General features: G+C 40.9%; 9 protein-coding genes. 5 read left to right on the forward strand and 4 right to left on the reverse strand.

Features of this window, described 5'->3' with window-relative positions; all coding sequences use genetic code 11:
• Window positions 1-86: 86 nt before the first annotated feature.
• Window positions 87-1,001: a patatin family protein gene (locus BFP75_RS02080; protein ID WP_099543018.1), complete on the reverse strand. Its 915-nt coding sequence runs from the start codon at window positions 999-1,001 to the stop codon at window positions 87-89.
• The gene (locus tag BFP75_RS02085) at window positions 998-3,079 is read right to left on the reverse strand and encodes a M1 family metallopeptidase (protein WP_240531668.1); all 2,082 of its coding nucleotides are present in this window, start codon (window positions 3,077-3,079) and stop codon (window positions 998-1,000) included. Before BFP75_RS02085 ends, BFP75_RS02080 begins: the two co-directional genes overlap by 4 nt.
• 75 nt (window positions 3,080-3,154) lie before the next feature.
• Here BFP75_RS02085 and recG point away from each other — a divergent pair, with 75 nt between their 5' ends.
• The 5 genes from recG (at window position 3,155) to leuB (ending at window position 10,198) form a co-directional block, all read left to right on the forward strand.
• Window positions 3,155-5,260, forward strand: a complete 2,106-nt coding sequence (recG, locus tag BFP75_RS02090) for an ATP-dependent DNA helicase RecG (RefSeq protein WP_099543019.1) — start codon at window positions 3,155-3,157, stop codon at window positions 5,258-5,260.
• A gap of 107 nt (window positions 5,261-5,367) precedes the next feature.
• Window positions 5,368-6,786, forward strand: a complete 1,419-nt coding sequence (gene leuC / locus BFP75_RS02095; RefSeq protein ID WP_099543020.1) for a 3-isopropylmalate dehydratase large subunit — start codon at window positions 5,368-5,370, stop codon at window positions 6,784-6,786.
• Window positions 6,787-6,819: 33 nt separating this feature from the next.
• A complete protein-coding gene (leuD, locus tag BFP75_RS02100; RefSeq protein ID WP_099543021.1) occupies window positions 6,820-7,416 on the forward strand; it encodes a 3-isopropylmalate dehydratase small subunit in 597 nt (198 codons plus the stop codon).
• A 122-nt stretch (window positions 7,417-7,538) separates the two neighbouring features.
• Window positions 7,539-9,050: an alpha-isopropylmalate synthase regulatory domain-containing protein gene (locus BFP75_RS02105; protein WP_099543022.1), complete on the forward strand. Its 1,512-nt coding sequence runs from the start codon at window positions 7,539-7,541 to the stop codon at window positions 9,048-9,050.
• Between the two features lie 92 nt (window positions 9,051-9,142).
• Entirely contained in the window at window positions 9,143-10,198 is a 1,056-nt protein-coding gene (gene leuB, locus BFP75_RS02110; RefSeq protein WP_099543023.1) for a 3-isopropylmalate dehydrogenase, read from the forward strand.
• A gap of 73 nt (window positions 10,199-10,271) precedes the next feature.
• Here the strand turns inward: leuB and BFP75_RS02115 are convergent, their stop codons facing one another.
• Both BFP75_RS02115 and BFP75_RS02120 read right to left on the reverse strand, forming a co-directional pair.
• The gene (locus tag BFP75_RS02115; RefSeq protein WP_240531669.1) at window positions 10,272-11,534 is read right to left on the reverse strand and encodes a serine hydrolase domain-containing protein; all 1,263 of its coding nucleotides are present in this window, start codon (window positions 11,532-11,534) and stop codon (window positions 10,272-10,274) included.
• Window positions 11,535-11,631: 97 nt separating this feature from the next.
• Window positions 11,632-12,831, reverse strand: a complete 1,200-nt coding sequence (locus BFP75_RS02120; RefSeq protein WP_099543024.1) for an MFS transporter — start codon at window positions 12,829-12,831, stop codon at window positions 11,632-11,634.
• Window positions 12,832-12,895 lie beyond the last annotated feature (64 nt).

Below are 12,895 nucleotides of genomic sequence, written 5' to 3' on the forward strand. Positions count from 1 at the left end.
GAACCGGAAACTTTGAACCTGAAACCTGAAACTTCTAATTTGAAACTAAAAAGCGTCCAGCGAATAACGTCTAGCTTCTAGCGAAGTTATTCATTCTCATTGGGCTCAATAGGGTTGGTTTCCTCATTCTTATTTTTCGCATAGAGATAACCACGTTTCCACCAAAGGGTCATTTTCTTCTTATCGAAAATCAAAGAATTGGTGGTTAATATTGTGGGCGTGTAATAAAGGTTAATGATGGCATTGTTCTGATTGGCCACAAATTTTCCAATTCGTATGTTTTGGTTTTCAATCCTATCAAAGACAAAGCTCATCATGGACGTCAAAAGTTCAAAGGGGTTTCTGGAAGGCATGCGATTTAAATAATTTATCTCCGTGTGGAGAACTACCACATCCACTTCGGTGGCACCACGTTTTATAGCCTCTTCGATGGGTACGATACTCCCTAATCCGCCATCGGCATATTCACAGCCTTCCTTTCGAACCAAACTCATGAAAGGCGTATAATTGGCCGAAATCCATATCCAATCACAAAAATCCTCGTAGGAACAATCTTTTATCGATTTGTATTCGACTTGGTTCAGGGAAAGATTACTGACCGTAATGACCACATCGGACATACCTTGCTTTAACTTATTGAATTCGGTTTTCGTTAGGCTATCACTGATAAGTTTCCGAAGGTTTTCACTTTCTCCAAAGGTTTTTTTACCCTTTATGAAATTCCGAATTACATTCCAGTGGTTAATACCAATTTCATCGCTCCCATGTACTTTCTTGATAACAAAAGGACAATTATTGAAAATACTACTTTGGGTTACATTGGAATAAATACGTTTGATCTTATTTAATTTACCCAAAGCCAAATGGGAAATCAATAAACTACCCGTGGAAGTGCCCACAAAAATATCATAGGTTTTTCCCGCATCCTGAATAAGGAATTGGGCTACGCCACCGGCAAAAGCCCCCTTGCTACCTCCTCCTGAAATGACCAATGCCCTCATGGTAATTCTATTTTGGTTTTTAAATAACGTAGATCCGATGGTTTTAGTTGCATGGCTACAGAGACAATCTGTTGTTTTAGGTTTTCGTTCGTAAGCATTTCGTCCAGTAAATTTCTTACAAACATTCTAAACTGCCAAGAATGATGATCCGTTGCCAAAATCAATTGCCTTAAAACTTCCCCATTAACAGCATTTATTTGATATAAATATTGAAAGGCACTTTGCCGGATTTCCGGATTATAGATTTCATGAGTATAAGAAATCAATTCGTCCAGATAATTTGCCTTTTCCGCCGTTTTATAATCGGGAGTCACCAAAGCCAAGGTCAGCCATAAAAGACGGACATTTTTATTGGGCAGACCTACTACATCTTCAAGTTTATTCAAATATCCAACCCGATTTTCGGGAAAAGCCTCCCATAACTTAAAAAGGGCATATTCTTGGGTAACGTAACTTTTATCCTGTAAAAACGATTCGAAATTCGTTTTAAATTCCTGTGTAACTTTTGGAATGGACATGGCCAACGCCCGTCTTACTTCAAAGGAGGATTCATTTTGAAAAATTCTTTGAAGCGTTGAATCCGGAATTTGGCTATGGTATTCAGAAATTAAATGCGATTTCAATGGTGCCGGTGTCTCCTTATTCCACATCCACTTTAATTTTTCATTGTCCAAAACAGTTGACGAATCCATTTGATCTTGTAAAAAAAAGTAGTTATTCAAACTTTTATTTTTCCTTACCAAATATGCCTTTGCGTCGTCCCAATAAAATTCGGTTGAAACCAACCATCTGGATTTATAATCATCTAAATTTTGATGAGATGCCTCTTCCATTTCTTTTAAAAAATCATCCACGGTTGCATTTTTATAGGCATACTTTTCTAGGTAGGATTTGACTCCTTTTTTAAAAGCTTCCTCCCCTATTTGCTCCCTCAATAGCACCAAAGCCCATGCTCCTTTTTCGTAAAAAGTAAGGCTACTTGCTTTGGGATCCAATAGACTTTCCCCTTTACCATCCTCCGAAATTTCCTTTAATTGTTCTGCGGTATCATACAGTTTCCAATAAAAATAATCATCACCGAATAATTGCTTTTCGGCCAGGTAGGCATAATACGTAGCAAAACCCTCATGCAACCAATGGTGGTTACCATCCTTTTCGGTAACCAGGTTTCCAAACCAATGGTGGGCCATTTCATGGGCATTGATATTAACATAATTACGATCAATAAATGCCGTGGAATCTATGACATAGGCATCGGAAAAAATAGTAGCACTCGTATTTTCCATTCCCGCATAGAGAAAATCATGCACCGGAATTTGTTTGTAATTCTGCCAAGGATAGGCTACGCCGATTTCCTTTTCGAAAAAATCAAAAATCTCCCTCGTGTATCGGTAGGTAGGTTCGACCTTTAAACTATCCTTCGGATAGAAATAATTTTCGATGGGAATACCACTTTCAGATGTCATCTTCTGTTTATTATATTTTCCAATGGCAAAGGCCAATAAATAGCTGCTCATGGGTTTTTGCATATCGAACTTCCATTCGCTACCCGTTTTTTCTAGCAACCTCCCATTCGCAATTACTTCAAAATCAACATCGGCGCTGATAGACATATCGAACGCTACCTTCTCCTCCATATCGTCAAAACTGGGTAACCAATAACTCGTATATTTTCCTTGGCCCTGAGTCCAGACTTGGTCATTGTCGGCATTTTCGTCATCAAGTCCTATAAAATAAACCGTCTGTTTAGGTATACATGAATATTGAATAAAAAGTTCATGGTTTATGTCTTTTTCAAACTTCATTTTAATAACCAATCTTTTTCCATCATAATTCCATTTGACTTTTTTATCATCTAATCTCACTTTTTCGAAATCCATATTTTTGGCATCTAGCCATACAGAGTCCACATTTTGAAAAATGTGAAAATTATAAATGACCTTTCCGGCAATGCTTTCTTCGGACAAGTCAGGAGTGATTACTACCGTCGCCTTTATAAAATCTACCTTGTCTTGATGCTGGGAAAAAGCGGACAGACCAAGGAACATAAATAAAAACAAAACCCGATTCATTACCATAAACAACCAATTCTTGCACCAAATTAAGGCTTTTCCTGTATTGCAGTTACAGATGGTAAGCCCTAATTTAGTCGGATGAATGCGGGATTCCTTCAAACGCCCATTGTGTATCTTAAAGGTGTAGGCCCCAACAGGGCCGAAACCTTACAGTCCGAGTTGGGTATTCATGTCTACCAAGATCTATTGAACCTCTTTCCCAATAGGTATATAGACAAGACCCAATACTATAAAATAGGGCAGCTCCAAAAAAGTAATTCGGAGGTACAGATTGTTGGAAAAATTGTCCATATCAAAACAGTAGAGCAAAAACGGGGCAATCGATTGGTTGCCAAATTTGTGGACGATACGGGCGAAATAGAACTAGTTTGGTTTCGGGGACAAAAATGGATCAGGGAAAATCTAAAGCTGAATACACCGTATGTGATTTTTGGCAAGTGCAACTGGTTTAACGGTATGTTTTCTATACCCCACCCGGAGATGGAGTTTCTTACAGAACACGAAAAGAGTCTTAGAATCCACATGCAACCGGTATATCCTTCAACCGAAAAATTGAGCAATAAGGGTATTACCAATCGCGTATTGGGTAAACTGGTACAGCAGCTTTTTGTGGAAACAAAGGGAAAATTTTCAGAAACCTTATCGGATAAAATTTTATATGATTTAAAACTGATTCCGAAGAGCGAGGCACTTTTTAATATCCATTTTCCCAAGAATCAAGAATTATTGGCAAAAGCTCAATTCAGACTGAAATTCGAGGAGCTTTTTTACTTACAGATGCAACTGATTGCTAAAAACATGTTGCACAAACAAAAAATCAAAGGATTCAATTTTGATCAAGTGGGTACCTTGTTCAATGATTTTTATGCCAACCATTTGCCCTTTGAACTTACCGATGCCCAGAAAAGGGTCATCAAGGAGATTAGGGCGGATTTAGGTAGCAATGCTCAAATGAACCGATTGTTACAGGGCGATGTAGGTTCTGGAAAAACCATTGTAGCCGTCATGACCATGCTCTTGGCCATCGACAACGGCTTTCAGGCCTGTTTGGTGGCTCCTACGGAAATCCTGGCCAATCAGCATTACAACGGAATCAAGGAATTGTTAGCAGGAACCGGGGTTAATTGTGAGCTTTTGACCGGCTCGGTGAAAAAATCCGTCCGAAAACCTATCCATGAACAACTGGAAAATGGAGAGCTCGATATTCTTATCGGGACCCATGCCGTACTCGAGGACAAGGTAATATTCAAGAATCTAGGTTTGGCGATAATTGATGAACAGCATCGGTTTGGGGTAGCGCAACGGTCCAAGTTATGGCATAAAAACCAAATTCCCCCACATATTCTAGTTATGACGGCAACACCCATTCCACGAACATTGGCCATGAGCCTTTATGGGGATTTGGATATTTCGGTCATTGATGAATTACCGCCGGGAAGAAAACCCGTAAAAACGGTACACCGATATGACTCTAACCGTTTAAAAGTTTTTCAGTTCATTCGGGATGAAATTAGAAAAGGACGACAAGTGTATGTGGTCTACCCTTTAATCCAGGAATCCGAAGCGTTGGATTACAAGGACCTGATGGATGGTTATGAAAGTATTGTTCGTGATTTTCCACAACCTGAATATCAAATTTCCATTGTTCATGGGCAAATGAAACCTGAGGATAAAGATTACGAAATGGAGCGCTTTGTAAAAGGAGAAACCCAAATTATGGTTGCTACCACGGTCATTGAGGTCGGCGTAAACGTTCCCAATGCCTCGGTAATGATCATAGAAAGCGCAGAACGGTTTGGGCTTTCACAGCTGCATCAATTGCGTGGTAGAGTGGGTAGAGGAGCCGACCAAAGTTTTTGTATTCTAATGACAAGCTACAAGCTAAGCTCAGAGGCCAAGACCCGATTGGAAACGATGGTACAAACCAATGATGGTTTTGAGATAGCAGAGGTAGATTTAAAACTGCGTGGTCCGGGAGATATCATGGGAACCCAACAAAGTGGCATGCTAAACTTGAAAATTGCCGATATCGTAAAGGACAATGCTATTTTAAAATCAGCCAGATATTACGCCATGCAATTATTAAAGGACGACCCTTCTTTAGAAAAACCGGAGCATCTAGTAATTAGACATTTTTATGCTGAATTGGTAAGGTTCAAAAACATTTGGAATTATATTAGTTGATGGCCATTTTTAACAGATTTCAATTTTGAACATCGTAATTTAAACAGGTCCCGATTTCCTAAAAATCCTTGTTTTTAATACTTTTACACTCTTACATTATAAAGATTATGAGCGCAACAAAAACGTTATTTGATAAGGTGTGGGATTCCCACGTAGTACATAAAATTGAGAACGGTCCAGATGTCCTGTTCATCGACCGTCACATGATTCATGAAGTAACGAGCCCGGTAGCCTTTCTTGGCCTTAAAAACAGAGGTATCGGGGTTTTATATAATGAAAGAACTTTTGCAACAGCCGATCACAATACCCCAACAATCAACCAACACCTGCCTGTAGCGGACCCTCTTTCCGCAAACCAATTGAAAATGTTGGAAGAGAACGCCAATGAACACGGTATTTCCTATTGGGGATTGGGCCACGAAAAAAATGGAATTGTCCATGTTGTTGGACCGGAATACGGAATTACACAACCCGGGGCTACCATTGTATGTGGGGATTCCCATACATCTACCCATGGTGCCTTTGGCGCTATTGCGTTTGGTATTGGTACCTCTGAGGTGGAAATGGTTTTGGCCACCCAGTGTATCATGCAGCCCAAACCAAAAAGAATGCGTATCAATATCAACGGTGAACTTAGTAAAGGGGTGACGCCAAAAGATGTCGCATTGTTTATAATTAGTCAATTAACGACCTCAGGAGCCACTGGATATTTTGTGGAATATGCAGGGGATATCTTCCGAAATATGAGTATGGAAGGTAGAATGACCGTGTGTAACTTAAGTATTGAAATGGGTGCCCGTGGGGGAATGATCGCTCCGGATGAAAAAACCTTCGAATATATAAAGGGACGTGAATTTACGCCAACAGGTGCGGACTGGGACAAGGCCATGGCCTACTGGGAAACCCTTTACACCGATAAAGATGCCATCTTTGACAAGGAATTGACTTTTGACGGTTCACTTATAGAACCTATGATAACATACGGTACCAACCCAGGCATGGGCATGGGCATATCAAAAGACATTCCATTGGCTACGGCCACCCAAGGTGGGGCCAGCAGCTATAAAAAGTCCTTGGAGTATATGAAGTTCAACGAAGGAGAAAGCATGATGGGTAAAACCATCGATTATGTGTTCTTGGGGAGTTGTACGAACGGAAGAATAGAGGACTTTAGGGCATTCACTTCTTTGGTCAAGGGTAGAAAAAAGGCGGACAACGTCACGGCGTGGTTGGTGCCAGGCTCACATAAGGTAGAAGCAGCCATTAAGGAAGAAGGTTTGTTGGATATATTGACCGAAGCTGGATTTGAACTAAGGGAACCTGGGTGTTCCGCATGTTTGGCCATGAACGAGGATAAAATTCCGGCAGGTAAATTGGCCGTAAGTACTTCCAATCGAAATTTTGAAGGAAGACAAGGCCCAGGTGCCAGAACCATTCTTGCAAGTCCGCTGGTTGCCGCGGCAGCAGCTGTTACTGGCAAGGTCACGGATCCTCGTGAACTCATGGAGGAGGTTGCTATACACTAGTTCACTAACTAACACACTAACAACTATTATAAAATGGCTTACGATAAATTCAACATATTAACATCAACAGCAGTTCCGTTACCCATAGAGAATGTGGATACGGACCAAATTATCCCAGCCCGATTCTTAAAGGCGACGGAAAGAAAAGGTTTTGGAGACAACCTTTTTAGGGATTGGAGATACAATCAGGACAATAGTCCTAAAAAGGATTTTGTACTGAACGACCCAACCTACAGTGGTAAAATATTGGTAGGAGGTAAAAACTTTGGCTCGGGATCATCCCGTGAGCATGCGGCATGGGCCGTTTACGATTACGGATTTCGTTGCGTAGTATCCAGTTTTTTTGCCGATATCTTTAGAAATAACTGTTTAAATATTGGGGTACTGCCTGTTCAGGTAAGTGCGGAATTCTTGCAAAAAATATTTGATGCCGTTGAAGCTGACCCCAATACCCAATTAGAAGTTAGTTTACCAGAGCAAAAAATAACCTTGTTGCCGACAGGTGAAAGCGAAAGCTTTGACATTAACGGATACAAAAAGAACAACATGATGAACGGATTTGATGATATCGATTACTTGTTGAATATTAAAAAGGACATTGAGACGTTCGCTGCCAACACACCGCTCTAGTTATACTCCAGGACACTAGGATGAAACCGATATGTTCAAAATAATATTCAGATTGACGAGGCTAAAATTATTTTTAACATCAAAGGTTACATGTGACCATTGAAAATCAATAGAAAAAACACATGAAAAGAATGTTGGAAATTATGGATACCACCCTAAGGGATGGTGAACAAACCTCTGGAGTATCCTTTTCCGCCTCCGAAAAACTTACCTTGGCCAAATTGCTTTTGGAAGAACTCAAGGTTGATCGTATTGAGGTGGCCTCTGCCCGTGTTTCGGATGGTGAATTGCAGGCGGTACAACAAATTACGGAATGGGCAAAACCTAATAATTACTTGGATAAAGTGGAGGTTTTGACTTTCGTTGATGATGGGGTCTCTTTGGAATGGATGGAAAAAGCGGGGGCTATTTCACAAAATTTATTGACAAAGGGCTCTCTAAACCACTTAACACATCAGTTAAAAAAAACACCAGAACAGCATTTTAACGAAATCTCAAAGATTTTCCAGGCTGCTTCAAAAAGAGGTTTTATCAATAACATTTATCTAGAGGATTGGAGTAATGGCATGCGCAATTCCAAGGAATATGTTTTTCAATTTTTGGATTTCTTAACCACGCAACCTATTAAACGTGTGTTGTTGCCGGATACGTTGGGAATACTCACCCATACCGAAACTTCCGAATTTATTTCGCAAATCGTTCATAAATATCCCCAGCTACATATCGATTTTCATGGCCATAACGACTACGATTTGGGTGTGGCCAATGTTATGGAAGCCATCAAAGCGGGATGCCATGGACTTCACCTGACCATCAATGGTATGGGGGAACGAGCAGGCAATGCCCCTATGGCGAGTGCGATTGCCGTTATCAATGATTTTCTACCGGATGTAAAAATAAATTTGAATGAGAAGGCACTTTACAAAGTAAGTAAACTGGTATCAGCGTTTACAGGTATCAGCATACCAGCGAACAAACCCATTGTTGGGGATAACGTTTTTACGCAAACCGCTGGTATTCATGCAGATGGGGATAGTAAGAAAAATCTTTACTTTAGTGATTTGATGCCGGAGCGGTTCGGCAGAAAACGAAAGTATGCCTTGGGTAAAATGTCCGGAAAGGCTAATATTCAGAAAAACCTTCAAGAACTTGGTTTGACCCTCAACGATGACGATCTGAAAAAGGTGACGGCCAGGATCATTGAACTCGGGGATAAAAAGGAACGTGTAACCAAGGATGATTTACCCTACATTATTTCAGACGTTCTGGATTCGGACTACCAACAAAAGGTTTTTGTAAAATCCTATGTTCTGACACATTCAAAGGGATTGAAGCCTTCTACTACCCTATCCCTTGAAATTGACGGAAAGACTTTTGAGGAAAATGCCTCTGGGGATGGTCAATACGACGCTTTCATGAATGCCTTGAGAAAAATATACAAATCCCAAAATATGGTATTGCCCAGATTGACGGACTATGCCGTAAGAATACCGCCAGGAAGTGCTTCGGATGCCCTGTGTGAAACGGTCATTAGTTGGGATATTGACGGGAAGGAATTCACGTCACGTGGGTTGGACTCAGACCAAACCGTATCCGCCATTAAGGCCACTGAAAAGATGTTAAATCTTATATAGTTATTGGTTTATAGATATAAGATTTGAGATAGAAGATTTTAGATTTAATCAACTTAAAACTAGAAACTAAGAACTAGAAACTAAAAACAAAAATGAAACTAAACATAGCACTATTGGCGGGAGATGGAATAGGCCCGGAAGTTATAGATCAAGCAGTAAAAGTGTGTGATGCCATAGCAAGTAAATACGATCATGAAATTACCTGGAAACCAGCATTGACCGGTGCAGCTGCCATTGACGCAGTTGGCGAACCGTATCCGGATGAGACCCATGAAATCTGCGCCAGTTCAGATGCCGTTCTTTTTGGTGCTATAGGTCATCCAAGGTTTGACAACGATCCTACGGCAAAGGTCCGCCCGGAACAAGGGCTTTTAAAAATGAGACAGAAATTAGGGTTGTTTGCCAATGTGCGTCCTACATTTACTTTTCCTTCCTTGATAGATAAATCCCCTTTGAAAAGAGATAGAATCGAAGGTACCGACCTTATAATTCTCCGTGAACTCACCGGAGGTATTTACTTTGGGGAAAGAGGAAGAAAGGATGATAATCATACCGCCTTTGACACCATGACCTATCAAAGGTTCGAAATTGAGCGTCTTGCTAGAAAAGGTTTTGAAATGGCCATGAAGCGTTCCAAAAAATTATGTTGTGTAGATAAGGCCAATGTTCTGGAATCCTCTAGATTGTGGAGGGAGACCGTACAAGCTATGGAAAAGGATTTTCCGGAAGTAACCGTTTCCTATGAATTTGTGGATGCTACTGCCATGCGTTTAATCCAATGGCCCAAGGGATATGATGTAATTATCACAGCGAACCTTTTTGGGGATATCTTAACCGATGAGGCTTCCGTAATTTCTGGATCAATGGGATTAATGCCGTCTTCTTCCGTTGGTAGCAAGGTATCCTTGTACGAACCAATTCATGGTTCCTATCCGCAAGCCGCCGGTAAGGATATCGCCAACCCTTTGGCAACGGTTTTATCCGCAGCCATGTTGTTTGAGGATCTTGCATTGACCAAGGAGGCCGAAGAAATCAGAAGGGTTGTCAATAAATCCCTCGCTGAGGGTATTGTGACCGAAGATTTGGCCGAAGGAGGTACATCCTATAAAACCAGTGAGGTTGGGGATTGGTTGGCCAAAAATATCTAGACAACCCAAATTCAAAAATGAAAAACCCTCAATGAATCCATTGAGGGTTTTCTTTTGAATATCACTTACACAATTATAAGCTCGCCAAAGCATCGGGTGATAATTCGTATATATGTTTAACAATGGCCCTAAGGTCCGGTATAACATGTTTCGCCAAACTTGAATGGTTGTTCATAAGTACACAAATTCCCAAATCGGCATCCGGGAATAGGGCAATTTCATTTCTGTAACTATTGACACTGCCTCCGTGATGTACCATGGTTTCCTCCATATTGGATGTTCTATTTTGCAATGTATGAACCCTCCATCCAAAAGCATAAGCTGATTTTAAGTGTCCTTCCCAACGTTGATAATACTTATTGTTCTCATTCAATTCGATAAAAGGCTCAAAAGCTTTTTCCAAGGTACTTTTTGCCATAACGGCAGTATTATGTCCCAATAAAAAGCGCATCCATTTACCCATATCATCCGCACTGGCATCGATGCCGCCCGCAGCCACCGCGTTGTAATAATTGTCCTTTAACGGTAAAATCCGCCAACTATTGCCTCTTTTTACATGGGGCTCTGCAATGTTCCCCATTTTTAAAAAAGACGCATGGTCCATTGATGTACGTGACATCCCCAAAGGACCGAAAAAACGTTGCATCAATAATGAATTGATATTTTGGCCTGTTACCCGGAACATCACTTCCTGCGAAAGCGCGAACAAGGCATTTTGATAACTATATTGAACTCCTGGTTCATTTAGCGGTTCCACTTCCCCAAATTGCACGGCAATTTTGTTCATGGCCAAACCTGCTTCCACCAAATTCGTGTAGCTATGATATGGAGCCCCGGAAGTATGGGAGAGTAAATGGGCGATTTTTATGCGCTTGGTATTTGTACTATCCCCAAAAACAAATTCCGGTAGATAATCGGTAACCCTGTCCATAAAATCAAACGCACCTTCCTCCACTAATTTTGCAGCCAAAACACCCGTAAATCCTTTGGATAAAGACCCTAAACGAAATACAGTTTCCGCATTAACCGGAGTACCTTCATCAATATTGCGTTTTCCAAATCCTTCTGCCAATATAATGGAATCTCCTTTGACAATACTCACGCCGGCACCTGCAATTTCCCCCAATATTAATGCCTCGTTAAAGTATTCATTGATAGCCAGTTTCAAAGCCTTTTTTCTCGTTTCATAGATTCTGGCTTCTTTTTGAATCGCCAATTGGTTCGGAAAATCGACTTTGGGAACTTCCTCAGTTTGAATATCAAGGGATGCCGCAGAAAATATGACAAGAATGACAACCAATAATATGGCGCCAACAATGAGTTTAAATCGATGCACTATTCAGTAGGATTTACATATTATTTCTAACGTAGAAATTAGAAATTCATTACGGCCAAAATCGTAAAGTTGTGAAAATACTGAATTCCGATGTCAACTAGGAACTTAAAGCCACTGCATTTGATTTTCTTAGTCTTTGTTTTCGGTATAGAAAAATGGCAACTGCCAATATAACTCCGGAAGCGGCCAAGATCCCCCCAACCAAACTAGAGTATATTACATCAAATCCAAAGACCATGGGTAACCCAGCAAGGTAGGCCCCCGATGCATTTCCCATGTTAAAAGCGCTCTGGTTCATGGAAGAACCCAACATTTCTGAACCCTTGGCCGTATTTATAATGGCCATTTGAATGGGAGTGGAAACCGTAAAGGCAATGGCGCCGATTAAAAAGGTAAAAGCCATAAGCATGTACGGATTGGCAGCAATAAACATGTTCATGACCAATACCACGGACATCACGGACAAACTGATGATTACGGCCTTTAAGGGAGAAAATAGTTCGGCCATTTTCGCTCCCACAAAATTTCCAAGCACCATTCCCAATCCAGCGAGCATCATGGCATACCCCACAAAATGGTCATCCAGTCCGGCTACATCAGTAATCAAAGGCGCAATATAACTGTACCATGCAAAAAAGCCTCCCGTACCAATGGTTGTAAGGGCAATCATGGCCCATAGCTGCTTATTTTTTAAAGCGTCCGATAACTTTACTTGGGGAGAATTACCAGAGGCCTCCATTCGGGGCATCCAAAACTGCAAGGTTGTCAACGTCAATATACCGATAATGCCCACTAAAAAGAAAGAGGTGCTCCAACCAAATTCCTGACCAATATACGTTCCTACCGGAACTCCGATGACGTTTGCCACCGTTAATCCTGAGAACATTATGGCTATCGCTCGTGCCGATTTTCCCTTTTTTGCCAATTTCATGGCTACAACAGCTCCAATCCCAAAAAATGCACCATGGGGTATCCCCGATAAAAATCGCAATGTCAGCAGGATTCCATAATTGGAGGCTAGACCGGATAGGGAATTGAATACGGTAAACCATATCATTAATAGAAACAGCATTCGTTTTGGGGACAATTTAGATCCTAAACTTGTCAACAAAGGAGCTCCAACTACGACACCAAAGGCATAGGCCGCAATAAAATGCCCTGCCTGGGAAATTGTAATGTCCAGGGCCGTGGACACTTCCGTTAGTATACCCATGATCACGAACTCAGTAAGCCCAATGCCAAAACCCCCTATGGCCAATGAGAAAAGTGCTTTTTTGTTCGATGGATTGACATTCATACTGCTTATTCTATTTTATGTGGCGATTGTTTTCGTTTCTATTTGAATACAAAATTACGGAACA

Source organism: Maribacter sp. 4G9 (assembly GCF_002742265.1).
GTDB lineage: Bacteria > Bacteroidota > Bacteroidia > Flavobacteriales > Flavobacteriaceae > Maribacter.